Annotated in this window: 13 protein-coding genes and 1 tRNA gene; 9 read left to right on the top strand and 5 right to left on the bottom strand. The window is 75.2% G+C overall.

From position 1 onward, the window contains the following. Nucleotides 1-17: 17 nt before the first annotated feature. Together ABTY40_RS01940 and ABTY40_RS01935 are read left to right on the top strand one after the other, a co-directional pair. Nucleotides 18-1262: a cytochrome P450 gene (locus tag ABTY40_RS01940; RefSeq protein ID WP_352057704.1), complete on the top strand. Its 1245-nt coding sequence runs from the start codon at nt 18-20 to the stop codon at nt 1260-1262. A gap of 5 nt (nt 1263-1267) precedes the next feature. Next, entirely contained in the window at nt 1268-1648 is a 381-nt protein-coding gene (locus tag ABTY40_RS01935) for a ferredoxin (protein WP_352057846.1), read from the top strand. On the opposite strand, the gene ABTY40_RS01930 is transcribed toward ABTY40_RS01935, so the two are convergent. Next, nucleotides 1610-1682, bottom strand: a tRNA-Arg gene (locus ABTY40_RS01930). The two genes, ABTY40_RS01935 and ABTY40_RS01930, sit on opposite strands and share 39 nt — an antisense overlap. 302 nt (nt 1683-1984) lie before the next feature. Here ABTY40_RS01930 and ABTY40_RS01925 point away from each other — a divergent pair. From ABTY40_RS01925 to ABTY40_RS01895, 7 genes are all read left to right on the top strand, one after another. Continuing rightward, nucleotides 1985-3619 carry a dynamin family protein gene (locus ABTY40_RS01925; RefSeq protein ID WP_352057703.1) on the top strand — a complete coding sequence of 545 codons (1635 nt, stop codon included), beginning with the start codon at nt 1985-1987 and terminating at the stop codon, nt 3617-3619. 1 nt (nt 3620) lies between these two features. Next, nucleotides 3621-5519: a GTPase gene (locus ABTY40_RS01920; protein ID WP_502990459.1), complete on the top strand. Its 1899-nt coding sequence runs from the start codon at nt 3621-3623 to the stop codon at nt 5517-5519. 171 nt (nt 5520-5690) lie between these two features. Further along, nucleotides 5691-6233: a single-stranded DNA-binding protein gene (locus ABTY40_RS01915; RefSeq protein ID WP_352057702.1), complete on the top strand. Its 543-nt coding sequence runs from the start codon at nt 5691-5693 to the stop codon at nt 6231-6233. 224 nt (nt 6234-6457) lie between these two features. After that, entirely contained in the window at nt 6458-7960 is a 1503-nt protein-coding gene (locus ABTY40_RS01910) for an LAETG motif-containing sortase-dependent surface protein (RefSeq protein WP_352057701.1), read from the top strand. 327 nt (nt 7961-8287) lie between these two features. Next, nucleotides 8288-9952: an energy-dependent translational throttle protein EttA gene (ettA, locus tag ABTY40_RS01905; protein WP_352057700.1), complete on the top strand. Its 1665-nt coding sequence runs from the start codon at nt 8288-8290 to the stop codon at nt 9950-9952. 8 nt (nt 9953-9960) lie between these two features. After that, nucleotides 9961-10386 carry an acyl-CoA thioesterase gene (locus ABTY40_RS01900; RefSeq protein WP_352057699.1) on the top strand — a complete coding sequence of 142 codons (426 nt, stop codon included), beginning with the start codon at nt 9961-9963 and terminating at the stop codon, nt 10384-10386. After that, nucleotides 10383-11069: a DUF8010 domain-containing protein gene (locus ABTY40_RS01895; RefSeq protein ID WP_352057698.1), complete on the top strand. Its 687-nt coding sequence runs from the start codon at nt 10383-10385 to the stop codon at nt 11067-11069. The genes ABTY40_RS01900 and ABTY40_RS01895 overlap by 4 nt, the downstream gene beginning before the upstream one ends. 31 nt (nt 11070-11100) lie before the next feature. Here ABTY40_RS01895 and ABTY40_RS01890 read toward each other — a convergent pair whose 3' ends face one another. The 4 genes from ABTY40_RS01890 to ABTY40_RS01875 form a co-directional block, all read right to left on the bottom strand. Then, nucleotides 11101-11718: a hypothetical protein gene (locus tag ABTY40_RS01890; protein WP_352057697.1), complete on the bottom strand. Its 618-nt coding sequence runs from the start codon at nt 11716-11718 to the stop codon at nt 11101-11103. Nucleotides 11719-11840: 122 nt separating this feature from the next. Continuing rightward, complete coding sequence (locus ABTY40_RS01885; RefSeq protein ID WP_352057696.1) at nt 11841-12851, bottom strand: ABC transporter ATP-binding protein; 1011 nt, start codon at nt 12849-12851, stop codon at nt 11841-11843. Beyond that, nucleotides 12848-15745: an FtsX-like permease family protein gene (locus ABTY40_RS01880; RefSeq protein WP_352057695.1), complete on the bottom strand. Its 2898-nt coding sequence runs from the start codon at nt 15743-15745 to the stop codon at nt 12848-12850. Before ABTY40_RS01880 ends, ABTY40_RS01885 begins: the two co-directional genes overlap by 4 nt. Continuing rightward, on the bottom strand, nt 15742-19059 hold the full coding sequence (locus ABTY40_RS01875) for an FtsX-like permease family protein (RefSeq protein WP_352057694.1): 3318 nt from the start codon (nt 19057-19059) through the stop codon (nt 15742-15744). Before ABTY40_RS01875 ends, ABTY40_RS01880 begins: the two co-directional genes overlap by 4 nt. Nucleotides 19060-19175: the final 116 nt, after the last annotated feature.

The raw sequence follows: 19175 nt of genomic DNA, 5'->3' as shown, positions 1-19175 counted from the left end.
TCTCCACGGAGGACCCCATGCAGAACGAAGCGACGCCGCAGACCACCCCCGCGACCGCCCCGGCCACCGAGCCCGTGGCGGAACTGCCCACCCGGCGCGCCCCCGGCTGCCCCTTCGACCCGCCCGCCGGCCTCGCGCCGGTCCGTGAACGGAGCCCGCTGGCCCGGATGACGTACCCCGACGGACACGTCGGCTGGCTCGCCACCGGTCACTCCGCGGTCCGCGCGGTCCTCGGCGACCCCCGGTTCAGCTCCCGGTACGAACTGCTGCACCACCCCCTGCCCGGCGCCCCGGAGGGCCCGCTCGACCCCGCCCCGGTCGGCGACATGACCGGCATGGACGCCCCCGAGCACACCCGTTACCGCCGGCTCCTGGCCGGGAAGTTCACCGTGCGGCGGATGCGGCAGCTGGAAAACCGGGTCCGGGAGATCGTCGCCGAGCACCTGGACGCCCTGGAGCGCCGGGGCCCGGGCACCGACCTGGTCGACGTGTACGCCAAGCCCATACCGGCCCTCGTGATCTGTGAGCTGCTGGGCGTGCCGTACGCGGACCGCGAGCGCTTCCAGGACCACGCCCACACGATCATGTCCGCGGAGGAGTCACCGGAGAACCGGTACGCGGCCATGGTGGGGCTCCAGCGGTACATGGGCGAACTCGTCGCCGCCCAGCGGGCCGAGCCCACCGACGACCTGCTCGGCGACCTCGCCCGGGACTCCGACCTCAGCGACGAGGAACTGGTCGGCATCGGCGCCTTCCTGCTCGCGGCAGGACTCGACACCACCGCCAACATGATCGCGCACGGCACGTTCGCCCTGCTCTCCCACCCCGCGCAGGCCGACGCCCTGCGCGCCGACCCGGACCTCGCCCCACAGGCCGTCGAGGAGCTGCTCCGCTATCTGACCGTCGCCGCCACCGGCGTGCGGTCCGCCCGGGAGGACGTCGAGCTGGAGGGCCACCTGATCAGGGCGGGGGAGACGGTCACCCTCTCCCTGGACGCGGCGAACCGGGACCCGCTGCGGTTCCCCGACCCCGACGTGCTCGACCTCCGCCGGAAGGCCACCGGGCACCTCGCCTTCGGCCACGGCATCCACCAGTGCCTCGGCCAGCAGCTCGCCCGCGTCGAGCTGACGATCGCCCTCCCCGCGCTGCTCACCCGCTTCCCGGACCTGCGCCTGGCCGTGCCGGCCGACGAGATCCCCCTGCGCACGGACATGAACATCTACGGGGTGCACCGCCTCCCGGTCACCTGGAACGAGGCCTGACCCCCATGGACACCCCCGCCCCCGTCCGGGTCGACCGCGAGCGCTGCGTCGGTTCCGGGATGTGCGCCCTGACCGCCCCGACCGTCTTCGACCAGGACGACGACGAGGGCCTGGTCCTCCTCCTGACCCCCCCACCCCACGCCGGAACAGTCCCCGGCCGCCCGCCTCGCCGCCGGCCTCTGCCCCGCCTCGGCCATCACCTTCACGCCGCCCGGCGCCCCACCCCGGCAATCGACCGACTGACCCCCGACCGCCTCCGACCCGGAAATCCCACCCCCATTCCTCGCCGGCCCGAACTCCCCGGGCCGGCAAAAAAAGACCCTCCCGAAGGAGGGTCTTCGATCTTGCGCCCCCGGCAGGACTCGAACCTGCGGCCAAGTGCTTAGAAGGCACCTGCTCTATCCGCTGAGCTACGGGGGCCGGTGGTGGCCCGTGGGGCCCGGAGGCCCTGGTGGGTGGGGTGGGGCCCGCCGGGACAAGGATAGGGCTCCGATCCCCTTGGCCCGGGTGCTTCACCTGCGTGGCACGATGTGGAGGTTCGGTGAAGCGGAACGATAATCGCAGGCAGGTGCGATTCGCGCAGCGCTTTTCGCGTCACTCGGGGCGGGTGTTGTGCACTCGTTATGCCCGGGCCGCCCGTCACCGCCCCTCTCTTCGGCGCGCAGGGCTGGAATACGCTTCAAAAACACTCATAAATTGGGCATTCTTCGCATGTGGTGACCTTGGACGAACGGCCTCAGCTGATCGACGCACTCTCCGCCCTGCGCGACCGAGTCGCCGCCGTGCGTCTCCCGCTCCCCCTCCCCGGCGCGCCACGCGCCCGGCAGACCCGGGCCGAGCTGCTCGCGCAGCTCGACGACTATCTGGTCCCCCGCCTCAAAGATCCCGACGCCCCGCTGCTGGCCGTCGTCGGCGGCTCGACCGGGGCCGGGAAGTCCACGCTCGTCAACTCCCTTGTGGGCAGGCGGGTCAGCGAGGCGGGGGTGCTCAGGCCCACCACCCGGACGCCCGTGCTCGTCTGCCACCCCGAGGACCACCACTGGTTCGCCGGGATGCGGGTCCTGCCGCAGCTCACCCGCGTCTGGCTGCCCCAGGCCGACGAGGACCACCCCCCGGAGGAGCCGCCCGACGAGAACGCGCTGCGCGTGGAGACCGCCTCCTCGCTGCCGCGCGGGCTGGCCCTGCTCGACGCGCCCGACATCGACTCGCTCGTCGTCGAGAACCGGCTGCTCGCCGCCGAGTTGATGTGCGCCGCCGACATCTGGGTGATGGTCACGACCGCCTCGCGGTACGCGGACGCCGTGCCCTGGCACCTGCTCCGTACCGCCAAGGAGTACGACGCCACCCTCGTCACCGTCCTCGACCGCGTCCCCCACCAGGTGATCGGCGAGGTCTCCCGGCAGTACGAGGCCCTGCTGGACAAGGCGGGCCTCGGGGACGTGCCCCGCTTCACCATCCCCGAACTGCCCGAGTCCACCGGCGGCGGCAGAGGGCTGCTGCCCGAGAGCGCCGTGGCCCCCCTGCGCGCCTGGCTCGCCCACCGGGCCGAGGACCCCGCCGCCCGGCAGCAGGCCGTGACCAGGACCGCCACCGGCGTGATCGACTCCCTCGACACTCGGCTGCCCGAGCTGGCCGGGGCCGTCGCGGCCCAGTACGCGGCGGCGGTACGGCTCGGCGGAGCCGTCGAGGCCGCCTACCGCGAACAGGGCGAGCGGGTCCGCCGCGAGCTCGCCCGCGGCGCCGTCCTCGCCGGGGACGCCCGCACCCGCTGGCGGGCCTACCCGCGCGACAGCACCGCCGAGGAACTCCTCGACGCCCTCACCGAATCCCTCGCCGCCCTGCTGCACTGCGCCGTGTCCGCCGCCGACGAGCGCGTCCGGGAGGCCCACCGCCGCGAGCCGGCCGCCGCCCAGCTCCCCTCGGAGGCCCCCGGCGGAGGCCGGGAGGCCGTGGAACGGATCGGGCTCGAAGCCCGCCGCTGGCGGCGGATCCTGGAGGAACTGGCCGAGGACGAGGTACGGGAGGTGGACCGGCCCACCGGTTCGCGCGGCCCCCGCCCCGTCCGGGCCTCCCGCGCCGCCCTTCCCGACGCCGAGACCGTCGCCGCGCTCCTCGCCGCCTCCCTCCTCGGGGGGCGGCGCGCCCGGCCCGCGGGAGAGCGGCTCGCCGAGCTGCTCGGCGCCCGTACCGCCCTGAGTCTCCGCGACAAGGGCGGCGATCTGGTCGTCTCGTGCGTCGACCGCGTCCTGCACGCCGAGCGCGACCTGCGGCTCGCCCCCCTCGACGCGCTCGACGTGACCCCCGAGCCGCAGGCGGAGCTGATCGCCGCGCTCTCCGTGCTGCAGAAGGAGAAGTGACGTGAGTGACGTGGTGGACGAGGACAGGGCCCGCCGGCGCGACCGCGAGCGGGAACCCGACCGCACCCGCGACGGTGCCCCGAAGGGGGACCGCGAAGGGGGAAGTGACTCCGGAAGCGGCCGGTGGGACGACGGGCTGATCGCCCGGCGCGTGAACCGGCGGCCCGCGCCGACGCCCCCGCCCGGCGCGGACGGGCCCGCGCCCGAGGGGGAGGAGGACACGCTGCCGCCGCTCGGCGGACAGTACGGCGGCGCCCTCCGCAGGCGGCTCGACGCCCTCCACGAGCTCGTGGGCCTCTCCCGTACCCGCGTCGAGGCCGAGGCGCTCGCCGAGGCCGGGCGCGTCCTGGACGAGGCCGCCGCCCGCCAGCGGCTCTCCTCCCGGCACACCGTGATCGCCATCGCCGGGCCCAGCGGCAGCGGCAAGTCCACCCTCTTCAACGCGCTCGCCGGCGTGCCCGTCTCGGAGACGGGCCTGCGCAGGCCCACCACCTCGGCGCCGATCGCGCTCAGCTGGTCGGAGGGCGCCGCCGGTCTCCTCGACCGGCTGGCCGTCCCGGGCCGGCTCCGCCGGCGGCCGCTCGCGGGCGGCGCGGCCGACACCGAACTCCAGCCGCTCGTCCTCGTCGACCTCCCGGACCACGACTCGGCGGTCACCGCCCACCGCGACCAGGTCGACCGGGTCCTCGCCCTCGTGGACGCCGTCATCTGGGTCGTGGATCCGGAGAAGTACGCGGACGCCGCGCTCCACGAGCGCTATCTGCGCCCGCTCGCCGGGCACGCCGAGGTCACCTTCGTCGTCCTCAACCAGATCGACCGGCTCGGCACCGAGGCCACCGACCTCGTCCTGGACGACCTGCGGCGGCTCCTCGACGAGGACGGCGTGGCCCTGGGAGAGCACGGTGAGCCCGGTGCCACCGTCCTCGCCCTCTCCGCGCTCACCGGTGAGGGCGTGGGCGAACTGCGCGACGTCCTCGCCCGGTTCGTCCAGGAGCGCACCGCCGCCGAGCGCCGGCTCGCCGCCGACATCGACGCGGCCGCGGCGCGGCTGCGCCCCACGTACGTGGCGGAGGGGCGGGCCGGCCTCGGGGAGCGGGCCCGGGAGGACTTCGCGGACCGGCTCGCGGTCGCCGTCGGCGCCCAGGCGGCGGGGGAGGCGGCCGAACGGGTCTGGCGCCGCGGCGCCATCCGCGCCTGCGGGACGCCCTGGCTGCGTCTCTACCGCTGGTACGAGCGGCTGCGCGCGCACGGGAACAGCGCCGATCAGGCGGCGGAGCCGCCGCTGGAGGCGGAGCTGACGGCGCGCCAGCGGGTCGAGCAGGCGGTACGGATCGTCGCGGACGAGGCCTCGCACGGGCTCCCCGCCCCCTGGGCGCAGGCCGTGCGCGAGGCGGCGGCGCGGGGGGCCGACGGTCTGCCGGAGGCCCTGGACGAACTCACCGCCACCCTGGGTGACCCGGCCGCCCGGCCGCCGCGGCCCGCGTGGTGGCCGGCCGCCGTCCTGGTCCAGGCGATGATGACGCTCCTGCAGATCTTCGGCGCACTGTGGCTGATGGGCCAGATCGTGGGTGTCGTGGAACCGGGGCTGCTGCCGCCCGTCCTCGTGATGGTGGCGGGCATCGTGGGCGGTCCGCTCGTCGAGTGGGCCTGCGAGGGCGCGGTCAAGGGACCCGCCCGCCGGTACGGGCAGGAGGCCGAGCGCCGGTTGCGCGAGGCGGCCGCCGCCTGCGGCAGGGCCCGGGTGCTCGACCCGATCGCGGCCGAGCTGATGCGCTACCGGGAGGTCCGTGAGCAGTACGCGGCGGTGGCGGGCCCCGGTGTGGCGGCCCGGGTGGTGGGCGGCGGGCGTCCGGCCGCCGGCCGTCTCGGCGCCACGCGGGCGGGCGCGCGGAGCAGGTAGCGAGGGTGCGGGCGGACGGCGGGCAGCCTCCCACCGCCTCCGTATCACTCGAACGAGTGAGGGAGTTGTCCCCAGCGCTTCGGCCGTCCACAGGCTTCGGCGCGGATTCTCCGGCCGACGCAGCATGAAGGCGAACGGACGGACGCGCAGAACGAAGTGGGGGACAGGACCATGAACGAGACGACCGTGACGCTGGTGGGCAACGTGGCGACGGCGGTGGAGTACCGGGAGACGCCGACGGGAGGGGTGGCGCGGTTCCGGTTCGCGGTGACGGCCCGCCGCTGGGACCGTGAGCGGGGCACCTGGTCGGACGGGAACACCAGCTTCTACACGGTGTCCGCGTGGCGGTCGCTCGGCGCCAATCTCGCGGCCTCGGTGTCGGTCGGCGAACCGCTGCTGGTGCACGGCAGGTTGCGGGTGCGGGAGGACGAGCGGGACGGACAGCGCAAGACCTTCGTGGACATCGACGCGCTCGCGGTCGGGCACGACCTGGCGCGGGGCACGACGGCCTTCCGCCGTGCGGCGCGGGCGGAACCCCGGCGTGAGAGCGGCGCGGGACATGAAGCGGAGTCATATGCTCCGTTTGGTGCGGGGGTCGAACCTCCCGGCCCCGGTGCCGCCGCTCCGGAAAGCGCACCCCCGCGCGGCGCCGGAAAAGCCGCCGGGGACGACCCCTGGACGACCGAACCGAACCAGCTGGTAACCGTGCCCTGACCTTGCGTTGTGGGGATTTGTCGACCAACTCGCCGGATGGATAACGATTCCGAGACGGAATGGTTATCTGATCGGATGACAGGGCACCGGGGGCTTCCGCATCCCTAGGATTCCCGAGTACTCATGTGGCACGTGAGCCCATCGAGTCTGTGAGTCTGCTGGCGGGCGCTCCCCCCACGTGAAACGACCAAGTTCGCGGAGCGGCTCGCCCGGAGGGGAATCCAATGTTTTCAGTTCGTGGGCGGGGCGCTGCCCGTCTCGCCGCCGCGACGCTGGTCGCGGGCCTCGCCGTGGCCGGCACGATGGTGACGGCCGGCCCGGCCCTCGCCGATGACGGTGCCGCGGCTTCCGGTGGCGCCACGGCGAAGCTCGGCGGTCTGTCGGAGGAAGAATCCGGCGACATCAAGATCGTCGACAAGAACGGCAAGGAGTGGCCGGACGCGGTCTCCGGCGGCCTCTTCACCATGGAGGTCGAGGGTGGGGGAACTCTCTCGACCTACTGCATCGACTTCCGCACCCCGGCCAAGCACGACTACCGGTACAAGGAGGTCGGCTGGGACGCGTCCTCGCTGCACAGCAACGAGAACGCGGGCAAGATCCTCTGGATCCTGGAGAACTCCTACCCGAAGATCTCGGCGCAGGACCTCGGCGAGAAGGTCGGTGCCGACCTCTCCAAGGGTGAGGCCGCCGCCGCCACGCAGGCCGCCATCTGGAAGCTCTCCGACGACGTCACGGCGACGCCGACGAGCCCCGACGCGCAGAAGCTGACCGAGTCCCTCCTCAAGGACGCGGTCAAGCTGGCGGAGCCCAAGGCGTCCCTGACCCTCTCCCCGTCCTCGGTGGCGGGCAAGGCCGGTCAGAAGCTCGGCCCCGTCACGGTCTCCACGAACTCCCAGACCGCGAAGGTCGCGACCGCCCCCGGCGTGGCCGCGGGCGTCACCGTCGTCGGCAAGGACGGCAAGCCCGTCACCGAGGCCAAGAACGGCGACGAGATCTTCTTCGACGTCCCCGCCGGCACCCCCGACGGCTCCGCCGAGCTGATCGTCGAGGCCTCCACCAAGGTCCCGCTGGGCCGCGCCTTCGTCTCCATCGACGGCCCCTCGCAGACCCTGATCCTGGCCGGCTCCAGCGAGTCCACCGTCTCCGCCAAGGCCTCCGCGACCTGGGCGAAGACGGGTCCGGTCCCGTCCGTGACGGTCGCCAAGGACTGCGCCAAGGGCGGCCTGGAGGTCATCGCGACCAACAAGGGCGACGAGCCCTGGACCTTCGACCTGAAGGGCGTCTCCCTCTCCATCGCCCCGGGCGAGACGAAGACCGTGCCGGTCCCGCTCGCCGAGGACGAGGCCTACAAGTTCACGATCAAGGGCCCGAACGGCTTCGAGGAGACCTTCGAGGGCGTCCTCGACTGCGAGACGGCCACCCCCGGCCCGGTCCCTTCCGAATCGCCGTCGCAGACCCCCACCACCGAGCCCTCCCCGACCACCCCGGGCGGCTCCACCGGTTCGACCGGCACCACCGGCTCGACGGGTTCCACCGGTTCCACCGGCTCGACCGGCACCACCGGTGCCACGGGCACGACCGGCTCCACCACCACCGGTGGCGGTGACCTGGCCGAGACCGGCAGCTCCAACGCCACCCCGATGATCGCCGGCATCGCCGTCGCGCTCGTCCTGGCCGGCGGCGGCGCGGTGTTCTTCCTCCGCAAGAAGAAGACCGCCGGCCACTGAGCCACCACCCGGGGGCCGGCCGGCGCCGGCCCCCGGGTCCCGCGGAGTGATCCGCGTCACGCCTCCGGGCCGTGACGTCCCTCGCCCGTGAGACCCCGTACGGCCCCGGCCCGCATCCGCGCGCCGGGGCCGTCGCGCGTCCCGGCCGCCGGCAGCCCCGTACGGGGGGGCGCCGCCGGTCGTGCACCAGGCGCAGCGTTCCGGCCCCGGGCGCGCCGCGCCCTCCGCCCCGCGGGCCCGCCCCGGTTCTTTCCGGTTTCCGTCTCACCCCGGGCGGCTGGCAAGATGGGTGTATCTGCCCACTCACTCTTTGCCGGACGGTTTCTCTTGGCTGAGTACATCTACACCATGCGCAAGACGCGCAAGGCGCACGGCGACAAGGTCATCCTCGATGACGTGACGCTGAGCTTCCTGCCCGGTGCGAAGATCGGTGTGGTCGGCCCGAACGGTGCCGGTAAGTCCACGGTGCTGAAGATCATGGCCGGCCTGGAGCAGCCCTCCAACGGCGACGCGTTCCTCACCCCCGGGTACTCCGTCGGCATCCTCATGCAGGAGCCGAAGCTCGACGAGTCGAAGACCGTCCTGGAGAACGTCGAGGACGGCGTCGCCGGGATCAAGGGCAAGCTCGACCGGTTCAACGCCATCGCCGAGGAGATGGCGACGAACTACACCGACGAGCTCATGGAGGAGATGGGCAAGCTCCAGGACGACCTGGACCACGCCAACGCGTGGGACCTCGACGCCCAGCTGGAGCAGGCCATGGACGCGCTGGGCTGCCCGCCCGGCGACTGGCAGGTCACCAACCTCTCCGGTGGTGAGAAGCGCCGCGTGGCCCTCTGCAAGCTCCTCCTGGAGGCCCCCGACCTGCTGCTCCTCGACGAGCCCACCAACCACCTCGACGCCGAGTCGGTGAACTGGCTGGAGCAGCACCTCGCCCAGTACAAGGGCACCGTCGTGGCCATCACCCACGACCGGTACTTCCTCGACAACGTCGCCGAGTGGATCCTCGAGCTCGACCGCGGCCGCGCCCACCCGTACGAGGGCAACTACTCGACCTACCTCCAGAAGAAGGCCGAGCGCCTCAAGGTCGAGGGCAAGAAGGACGAGAAGCGCCAGAAGCGCCTCAAGGAAGAGCTGGAGTGGGTCCGCTCCAACGCCAAGGGCCGCCAGGCCAAGTCCAAGGCCCGCCTCGCCCGCTACGAGGAGATGGCCGCCGAGGCCGACAAGATGCGGAAGCTGGACTTCGAGGAGATCCAGATCCCGCCGGGCCCGCGCCTGGGCTCCGTCGTCGTCGAGGTCAACAACCTCTCCAAGGCCTTCGGCGACAAGGTCCTCATCGATGACCTGTCCTTCACCCTCCCGCGCAACGGCATCGTCGGCGTGATCGGCCCGAACGGCGCCGGCAAGACCACGCTGTTCAAGATGATCCAAGGCCTGGAGACCCCCGACTCCGGTGACATCCGGGTCGGCGAGACCGTCAAGATCTCGTACGTCGACCAGACCCGCGCCAACATCGACCCGAAGAAGACGCTGTGGGCCGTCGTCTCGGACGAGCTGGACTACATCAACGTCGGCCAGGTCGAGATGCCGTCCCGCGCCTACGTCTCCGCGTTCGGCTTCAAGGGCCCGGACCAGCAGAAGCCGGCCGGCGTGCTCTCCGGCGGTGAGCGCAACCGCCTGAACCTGGCGCTCACCCTCAAGCAGGGCGGCAACCTGCTGCTCCTCGACGAGCCGACCAACGACCTCGACGTCGAGACCCTCTCCTCGCTGGAGAACGCGCTCCTGGAGTTCCCGGGCGCGGCCGTGGTCATCTCCCACGACCGCTGGTTCCTCGACCGGGTCGCCACGCACATCCTGGCGTACGAGGGCGACTCCAAGTGGTTCTGGTTCGAGGGCAACTTCGAGTCGTACGAGAAGAACAAGGTCGAGCGGCTCGGCCCGGACGCGACCCGTCCGCACCGCGCCACCTACAAGAAGCTGACCCGGGGCTGACGGCTCCCATGGCGAGGCACATCTACAGCTGTCCCCTGCGCTGGTCGGACATGGACGCCTTCGGGCACGTCAACAACGTCGTCTTCCTGCGGTACCTGGAAGAGGCGCGGATCGACTTCATGTTCCGGCTGGCGCCCGGGGACGGCTCCCCGTCGTTCTCCGGCGGGTCCGTCGTGGCCCGGCACGAGATCGACTACGTGCGGCCCCTGGTCCACCGGCACGAGCCGGTGACCATCGAGTCCTGGGTCACGAAGATCGGCGCGGCGTCCCTGACGATCGCGTACGAGATCAAGGACCCGGACGTGACCTACGTACGGGCCTCCACGGTCGTCGTGCCCTTCGACCTGGAGGCGCAGCGGCCCCGGCGGATCACCGCCGAGGAGCGCGGCTTCCTGGAGGAGTACGTCGACGACGGGATGACCTCCGCCGCATGAGCGTGCTCGCGCCCCTCCACTTCGCCGACGCCCGGGAGGCGGCGGCCCTCGCCGCCTTCCTGGGCCGGCTCGTGCACTACGACCGGGCCGCCGCCGTCCGCCTCCGGTGCGACGGCGGGGCGCTGGCCGTCTTCGGCCGGCCGCCGTCGTTCGAGGTCCTCGCGATCCGCACGGCCCGGCTGGTCGACGCGGCCGACTTCGACGTCACCGTCTCGGCCGGTGAACTCCTCGACGGCATCGAGGAGTCGGCCGGCAAGGCCGTCGTCCCCGGCGCCGTCACCGGACCGCCGTGGACGGGCGTGCTCCCGCCCCGCGGCGGCTGGGAACCGGTCGCCGGACTGCCCGACGCCGACGGGATGAGGGGCGCGGTCGCCGCGGCCGTCGCAGAGTTCCGCGCCCGGGACGAGGCCCTGCCCGAGGAGCGGCGCACCCGGTCCGAGCGGGACCGCATCGGCCGCGAGATCTGGACCCGCACGCTCGGCGCGACCGGGCTGCCGCTGCGGGCCGTGCACGCCGCCCAGTCGCTGGGCTTCCTGCCGCCCGCGTCCGTCGCCGGGGACGTGCCGCTCGCGCTGTTCGCCTCGGGGCCGTGGCTGCGGCTGCGTACCCCCTACGGCTCCGTCGCGCTGCGGACCGTGCCGATGGCGCTGCAGGTCGCCCCGGTCGCCGCCTCCCACGCCTGACCGCGCCCGTCACGCGGGGGCGGCCGGTGCCTCAGTCCCGCCGTTCCTCCGCCCTGCCCTCCGCCGCGAGGGCGACGACCGTGAGGGCCGTGGACAGCACGAGCAGGGCCGCCGGGAGGACGGGTGAGCCGTGCGCCGTGTTCAGGCGTTCCAGGACCGGGTCCATCCGGCCCGCCGGGTCGTAGGCGATCCGCACCGTCCCGCCCGGCTCCGCGATCCGTTCCTCCGCCGAGAACTCCCGGGGGTGACCGCCGGCGCAGTCCAGCGTGTGGTGGTACAGGGTCTTCGGGGGCGGCGCGCCCTCCCCGAACGTCGGATGGTGGGTCACCCGGATCTCGCCGACCACCACGCAGTCGGTGACCGCCCCGCGTACCGCCGAGTCCCGCGCCTCCACCCATGCCGCCGCCAGACCGGCCAGCAGGAGCACGAGCGCGGCCATGCCGCCCTCCTTCCGGAACAGCGCGTTCTGCGCGACCAGGGCGACGAGTGCCAGCACCAGGCCGCCGGCCACCGCGAGCACCGTGGGGAAGCCGTCCGGACCGCGCAGACCCCGCGCCGCCCACAGCCACATGCCCGTGCCCGCGGCGGCCGGTACGGCGGCGGCGCCCGCGTACGGCAGGGACCTGCGGATCAGCGTTGCCCTGTCCATGAGCACTCCCCGGCGACGGCGACACCCACCGGTGGGGACGCCCTGCGACCGGACTCCGGTTGCGGGGGAGCCGCAGCGGCCGGCAGGAGTCCGGCGGTACGGGGCCGGTGGCCGTTCCGGCCTCAGCGCCCGGCGTCGTCGGGCCAGACCCCGATGTGGTCCCGCTCCAGCTGGAGCGCCACCCGGTGCTCCATGCCCAGCGCCGCCAGGTGCTCGGCCGGGAGCTGGAGCCGGCCCGCGCGGTCGAGCATCGCGTACTCCCGCGCGACCAGCGACTCCCGTCCGTCCTCGTCGACCTCCGTGCGGCGCAGCACCTCCGAGGACGTGCGGCCGTCGCGGATCGCCACCGTGCGGCGGACCTCGGAGGCGACCGCCTGGTCATGGGTGACGATCACGATGGTCGTGCCCAGCTCCTCGTTGGCGCGCCGGAACGCGCCGAAGACCTGCTCGGCCGTCGCCGAATCCAACTCGCCCGTCGGCTCGTCGGCGAGGAGCACCGCCGGATCGTTGGCCAGCGCCACGGCGATCGCGACCCGCTGCTGCTGACCGCCCGAGAGCTGGTACGGGCGCCGGTCGCGGGCCTCCGCCACACCCAGCATCGCGAGCAGCTCCTCCGCCCGCCGTGCCCGCCGCGCCTTCCGCTCCCGCCGGCCGCCCAACTGCATCGGCAGGGCGACGTTCTGGACGGCCGTCAGATACGGCAGGAGGTTGCGGGCGGTCTGCTGCCACACGAAGCCGACCACCTCACGCCGGTACCGCAGCCGGGCCTTGCCGTCCATCGCGAGCAGGTCCCGCCCCGCGACCCGCGCCGCGCCGGCTGTCGGCACGTCGAGGCCCGCCAGGATGTTCATGAGCGTCGACTTGCCGGAGCCGGAGGCGCCGACCAGCGCCATCAACTCGCCCTCCCTCACGAGGAGGTCGAGCCCCTGCAGCGCCTGCACCTCCACGCCGTCCGTGGTGAAGATCCGCACCAGCCGGTCGCAGGCGATGAGCGCGTCGTGCCCGTACGAGGGCCGGTCCCGATCCGCGCCGGCGCGCCGTTCCAGCTCCTGAAGCGTCGCCGTACCGGAAGCCCCGGTGGCCGCGTACGCCCCGGAAGCCCCGGGTCCGCGGGCCTCGCCGTCCTTCGTCATCGTGCGTCTCCCGCCCTGAGTTCCTTCACCGAGTTCGTCCGCCCCGCCCACCGGGCCTGCCCGGCCGCCGTCGCCGCCGTCAGCAGGACGACCCCGAGCGCCGGCAGCAGCAGCGACCACGGGTCCACGCGGAGCGGGGCGCCGTCCAGCGGCGCGAACCCCGGTTCCGCCGCCAGAGCCAGCCGGAACAGATCGATCCCGGGCGCGAGCAGCGGCACCGACGCCCAGCCGGCGAGCACGCCTCCGGCCGCCGCGAGGGCCGCCTGCGGCAGCGCCTCCAGACCGATCAGCCACCGCCCCTGGCGTCGCGTCAGGCCCATGGTCCGCAGCCGCGCGAGCAGGACGGTCCGTTCCCGCGCGCTCTGAGCGAGGGAGAGCAGTACGGCCACCATGGCGAACCCGGCCCCCGCGCCGATCGCCGTCCGGCAGATCCGCTCGGCGCCCGCCTGGAGCGGAGAGTCCACGTAGTCGGCCCGCTCCTCCGTGCGCAGGGACACCAGGAGCGCGCCGGATCCGGCCCGTACGGTGGCACGCAGCGGCGCCGCCTCGACCGGTCCCGTGACGAGCAGCGTGGTGGGCTCGGGGCGGGTCAGGTCGGCGGTGTTGACCAGCAGGAAGTCCGCCTCGGACAGCGCCGGGGTGGCCGTACGGACCGCGACCACCTTCACCCGGAACACCCCGGCCGCCGACACGACGGGCAGCGCCTCGCCGCCGAACCGTTCCGCGACCGCCGGAGAGGCGACCGCGGGCAGCTCCCGCGAGGTGTCCGCCGCCGCCTCCGGGCCACCCGTCCCGGTCGGCGCGAGCAGCCCCGCGGGGAACGGTCCGAAGCCCGTCCGCTCCGCGAGCCCGCTGTACGAAGCGGGCTCGACGCCGACCAGCGGGGCGCTCATCGGCGGGGCCGAGACGCCCTGGAAGGACGGGAGTTCCACCCCGTACTCGATCTGCACCGGTGCCACCTCCCGCACCCCGGCCGTGCGCCGCACCGCCTCGGTGAGGCCGTCCGGCAGCGGCGTCCACGCGGCAGCGGCGTCGACCCGGGCGTCCGCGCCCGTCGCGCGGAGCGCGGCCCGGTCCCGCGCGTCGGCCACCCCGGCGAGGACCGAACCGCCGAAGGCCGCGGTCGTCAGCGCGAGCACCAGGGCCAGCAACGGCAGCACGCCCGTGGTGGAGGAACGCCCGGCGCGGGCCAGGGCCAGCGGCCCGACCACCCCGCGCAGCCGGCGTGCCGGCCGCGCCGCCCACCGCAGCGGCAGCGGATAGGCACGGACGAGGACCAGCGCGGCGATCAGGCCGACGAGGACGGGGGCGGCGCTCGTCAGAAGGTCCCCCGAGCCGTCCGCGCCGCGCAGCCGCAGCGAGGTCACCGCCGCCGCGGCGAGGACGAGCACGGTGAGTTCGGCGGTCGTACGGCGCCGGGAGGGCCGGGCGGAAACCAGGTCCGCCCGCCCGCCGTGCAGCCGCGGGCGCCGGTGCGCGGCGAGCGCGCGTACGGGCAGGGCGAGGCTCGTGAGCAGGGCGACGGCGGTCGCGGCGAGGACCGGGGGCGCGAGGGGGAGGGCACCGGCCGGATCCGGGCCGTCCACCGTCAGCACGGCGAGGACCAGGCCCACGGCGGCGGCCGGGACGGCCACCGCGGCCGTCTCCCCGAGGAGCCGCAGACCGAGACCGGTCAGGGAGGCGCCCCGGGAACGCAGCAGGGCGAGTTCGGCGTCCCGCCGGGCCGCGAGGAGGCCGCCGGTCATGGCGAGAACGACCGCCGCGACCGTCCCCGTGCCGAGGACGGCGACGGTCACGACGGCGGAGATCGCGGACCGCGTCGCGGCCGAGGAGTCCACGACCGTGTCCAGGCGCGTGGCGAGGGTGCCGTTCTCGCCCATCACCTCCCGCAGCTTCAGCAGGGCGGGGCCGGCGACCGCCGAATCGAGGGCGTCCGCCAGCCGCTCCGCGTCCCGGCCGGTGAGGTGGTCCACGGCCGGCGGGAACCGCCAGTAGACCTCCGGCTCACCGGTGCCCTGGAGCAGCGCGGGCGCCGACGCGGGGGAGAGCAGCAGGCCGGCCTGCCAGTACCGCTTCACCTCCATGGTGCCCTTGGTCGCCAGCGCGGGGGTGTGCAGCAGCGGTTCCACGGCCCAGTACGGCTTCTCCGGGTCCCGCGGCTCCACGATGCCGGTGATCCGGACGGCGATCGGGGTGACGTCGGCCCGCCGGGGGACGCCGACCACGGCACCCGGCACGATGCCGAGGGCACGGGCGGTGCGCGCGGTGACCACCGCCTCGGGGCGGGCGGCCGAACCGGCGGGCAGCCGGCCCTTCCGCAGCGTCGCGTGGGCGGCCAGGCCGGACGGCGAGGCGAGCACCAGCTCGGGGGAGAGACCGTCGGGCCGGGGCAGCCACCGGTCCAGGCCCTCGACCCGCTTCACCGTGCGGACGCCGTGGACGCTCTGCCCCGGGTCGGTGCGCAGCGGCGCGGGCAGCAGCGCACGCAGCCGGTCCCGCTTCCGCGTCAGGCTCGCGGCGGCCGCCTCCTCCCGGTCGGCGGCCCGGCCGAGCGGCACGGTGAGATCGAGCACGGTGGTACGGGGCGCGGCCGTCCGCAGGTCGTGCCGCAGCCCCTCGGTGGCGTACGCGCCGGCGGCCCGGGGCAGCGCGGCGGCGAGCCAGGCGGTGACGAGCACGAGCAGCGCCAGCGCGCCCGAGGCGACGGGCGCGGTCCGCAGCCGGGTCCGCACCCACGGCGCCACCCCACGAACGCGCTTGTCGGACCGGAACCGGGGCACGGCGGTGACCTTCCTGGGGGCGGAGGGGGAGGAGGAGTGGTCGGCGGGCGGCGCCGCGCCCTTGCCCACGGTGCCCGCGCCCACCGGACCGGCTTCTGCTCCGTCCCCGGTCATCCGTGGTCCCCCTGGCGGCGCAGGGACGCGACCGGGTCGGTGCGGCGCAGGGCGATCACCGTCACGACGGCCAGCGGCAGCGCGGCGACGCCGGCGAGGAGCAGGGCCACGGGGGCGGGGGGCAGCGCGATGAGGACCGGGGGGACGGGGCGGGTCGCCTGGGTGGTCAGGACCACCAGGGGGACGACGGCGCGGGCCACGACGGTGCCGAGCGCGACACCCACCAGCAGGCCGAGGGCGACGAGGACGCTCTGTTCGGCGGCGATGAGCCGGGCGAGGCGGCGGCGCGGGGCGCCGAGGGCCCGCAGCAGACCGAACTCGGCGGAACGTTCCCGCAGGGCCCCGGCCGAGCCGACCGCGAAGCCGACGGCCGCGAGGGCCGCCGCCGCGGCCGCCACCGCCATCAGGGCCGCGTTGGGGCCCGCCCCGAGCGGATCGCCCAGGAGGGACGCGGCGATCTCGTCGCGGACGACGATCTGCGCGGCGTCCGTATCGGCGCGGGAGCGCAGGACGTGGGCGACCTCGGCGGCCCGGCCCGGCTCGGGAGTGAGCCACCACTCGGTCGGCAGGACGGCCGCCGTCGGATCACCGGCGAGCCGGCGGTTGGCCGCCGCGAGGTCCACGAGGACGGCCCCGCCGTCCTCCGGGGCGGCCGAGGTCGCGGAGGCCACGGGGGCCTGGCCGCCGGTCGTGGGCAGCTCCCGGACCACGTGGCGGACGGTGACGTCGACCGGCCGGCCGGCGAGGGAGACCTGGAGGCGCTCGCCGGGCCGGGCGCCGGCCGCCGCCATGAACGCCTCGGTGGCGACGGCGGGCAGTGACGCGGGCGCCGGCTTCGCGGGGGCGGCCAGCCGCACGGCGTACGTCTCGGGCTGGTCCTGCCCGAAGACGTCCACCCCGGTGCCGGCCCGGACCGGGTAGGCGAGGGAGTACGGGGCCGGGCGCCCGCCCGCGCCGGGGGCGCCGGCCCGCCCGGTGAGCACGGCGGGAGCCTGCTCGGCGCCGTCGAGGGTCTGCGCGACGGCGGCGGTCCAGCCGGCGAGGACACGCCCCGGGGCGTGGGTCCTCTCGGCGCCGTCCGGCCCGGTGGTGGAGAGGCGCTCGACGCGCAGCGTCTGGGTGCGGCCGGTGCCGTCGGTGACCTCGCCGTCGAGGTCGAGGCCCGTGAGGGTGAGGGCCGCGCCGGACCCCGTCAGCGGGCCGAGGTCGAGACGCAGCTCGTGCGTGCGGCCGTCCGCCGGCAGCGTGCCCACGGCCTGGCGGTACGGGACGCCGTGCGGATCCTCCAGGACGGCGGTGAGCCGCGCGTCCGGCGTCCCTGCGGGCGCCACCGTCCGCAGGTCGAAACCCAGGGCCCGGCTGCCGGCCGGCACGGCGAGGCCCTGCCGGGTGCCGCCCGCAGGGGCGAGCGGTCCGAGGAGGGCGGCCGGGGAGGCGCCGCCGGCCAGGTCGGGGCGCAGGAGCAGACCGCCCGCCGCGTTGCGGGTGTCCGCGGCCAGGACGGTCGCGCTGCGGCCGGCGAGGTCCATGGAGGTGCGGTGGACCGGGGCGACCGCCCGGACCCCCGGCACGGCGGCGAGGCCCGCCGTGCGCGCCGGGTCACCGGGGCCCGCGCCGAGCACCCGTACCGCCGTACCCGCCCGGAAGTCGGCCTGGTCACGCTGCGACCGCTCCCAGGAGTGGTTCTGGCCGATCGCCAGCACGCCCATCGCGACCGCGAGCGCCAACAGCAGGACCGGGCCCGCGCCCCGCATCGGACGGCGGCTGAACTGCCAGCCGGCCAGCGCGGCGGACAGGCCGCGCCCCCGGGTGGCGTACCGCTCGGCCAGCCGGGCGGCCGGCGGCAGCAGGCGCAGGGTCAGCACGGTCCCGGCGAGCAGGGCGAGCGCGGGCGCGGCGACGAGGACCGGGTCGACCGCGCCCGTGGCGGAGCCCGCCCCGGTCCGCCCGCGCAGCTGCGCGTACGCCACGCCGGCGATCACGAGCAGGCCGAGGTCGGCGCCGGCGCGGAGCCAGGCGGGAAGCCCGGCCGCGCGGCCCTCGCGCAGCGGGACCACCGCGTCGTCGCCGGCGGCCAGGGAAGGCGCCACGACGGCCGCCGCGCAGCACAGCGCCACCAGGGCGGAGACCAGCCACACCGGCGCGGTGGCCGCCGTGTCGAGCCGTACCCCGAGGGAGGAGAGCGCGGACCACTCGGTGAGGAGCCGGGTCAGCGGACCCGCCAGGAGCGGGGCGGCGAGGGCGGCGGGCAGGGCCGGCAGCAGCGCCTCGGTGGCGGCGAGCCCGGCGATCCGCCGCCGCGAGGCGCCCCGGGCCCGGAGCAGCGCCGTCTCCCCGGCGCGTTCCGTGCCGAGCAGCCGGGCGACGAGCAGCAGCGCGTACCCGGCGAGCAGCACCAGCTGCACGGCCACGATCGCGAGGGTGGAGCGGGACGCACCGAGGGCCCGCCCGGTCTGTTCCAGGACGGCCGGGAGCGCCGTCCGCGCGGCCACCGCCGTACCGAACCGGCTCGTGTCGGCGGCCATCGTCCCCGGGCCCGCGGTCGCCGCCGCGCGCAGGGCGTCCATCCGGTCGGTGGTCAGGCCGGTGAAGTCGGCGACGCCGGCCCAGGAGGTGTCACCGGGGCTCAGGGCGCCCGAGGCGAGGACGGCCGGGTCGGTGTGGAGCGGTCCGTAGGTGGTGAAGGAGACGGTCCGGACGCCGCGCCCGCCGGCCGGGTCGAGCCGCCAGTACGGGTCGAGCGTGTCGACAGGCCGGTAGACGCCGGTGATCCGGACCCTGACGTGCCGTTCGCCGATCCGGTCGGTGAGGTCGAGGACGGTCCCGGGGCCGATCCGCAGCCGCGCCGCCGCCTCCTGCGGGACGGCCGCCCCGATCACGCCGCCGGGCCGGGCCGCGGCCGGCCAGGCCCCGCGCACGAGGGCGAGCCGGGAGCGGTCGAGGGCCGCGAGGTGGGTGAGGTCCGGTTCGCCCGCGCGGGCCGCAGGAGGCTGGAGGCTCCGCGGCAGGGCGTAGGGTCCGGAGCGCTCCAGCCGCCGTACCGTCACCGGCAGTCCGTCGAAGCTCCGTCGCATCCCGTCCCGCACCGCGGTCTCGGCGCTCCCGCGCCGTTCCGCGGGGACCTGCCCGGTCACGAACAGCGCGGCGGACGGGGCCGACCGGCCGCGCAGCCCGGCCTGGAGCGCGGCGTCGCCGACGGAGCCGGAGAAGGCGGCGAGGGTCGCCAGCACGGAGGTGGTGAGGAGCACGGAGAGCAGCGCCGCGACGAGCAGCAGCCGGTGCGCCCTCGCCCGCAGAAGTACGAACCCCGTCACCCGTCGTCCCCCCGGACACCTGGACGCGTCCGCCCGTGCCGGGGCCGCTCGAACGTCCTTCGAACTGTCTTCGGATGCTGCCAGAGGGCACCGGCCGCTGGAAACCGCTTCCGGCC

It is taken from the genome of Streptomyces sp. NPDC126503 (genome assembly GCF_040302405.1).
GTDB lineage: Bacteria > Actinomycetota > Actinomycetes > Streptomycetales > Streptomycetaceae > Streptomyces > Streptomyces gulbargensis.
Note: the sequence above shows the minus strand (reverse complement) of the source record. Positions and strands in the feature narration are given on the sequence as shown.

Coding starts and splice junctions, on each gene's coding strand:
- ABTY40_RS01940 (WP_352057704.1), top strand. CDS start 18: ATGCAGAACGAAGCGACGCCGCAGACCACCCCCGCGACCGCCCCGGCC.
- ABTY40_RS01935 (WP_352057846.1), top strand. CDS start 1,268: ATGGACACCCCCGCCCCCGTCCGGGTCGACCGCGAGCGCTGCGTCGGT.
- ABTY40_RS01915 (WP_352057702.1), top strand. CDS start 5,691: ATGAACGAGACGACCGTGACGCTGGTGGGCAACGTGGCGACGGCGGTG.
- ABTY40_RS01910 (WP_352057701.1), top strand. CDS start 6,458: ATGTTTTCAGTTCGTGGGCGGGGCGCTGCCCGTCTCGCCGCCGCGACG.
- ABTY40_RS01900 (WP_352057699.1), top strand. CDS start 9,961: ATGGCGAGGCACATCTACAGCTGTCCCCTGCGCTGGTCGGACATGGAC.
- ABTY40_RS01895 (WP_352057698.1), top strand. CDS start 10,383: ATGAGCGTGCTCGCGCCCCTCCACTTCGCCGACGCCCGGGAGGCGGCG.
- ABTY40_RS01890 (WP_352057697.1), bottom strand. CDS start 11,718: ATGGACAGGGCAACGCTGATCCGCAGGTCCCTGCCGTACGCGGGCGCC.
- ABTY40_RS01885 (WP_352057696.1), bottom strand. CDS start 12,851: ATGACGAAGGACGGCGAGGCCCGCGGACCCGGGGCTTCCGGGGCGTAC.
- ABTY40_RS01880 (WP_352057695.1), bottom strand. CDS start 15,745: ATGACCGGGGACGGAGCAGAAGCCGGTCCGGTGGGCGCGGGCACCGTG.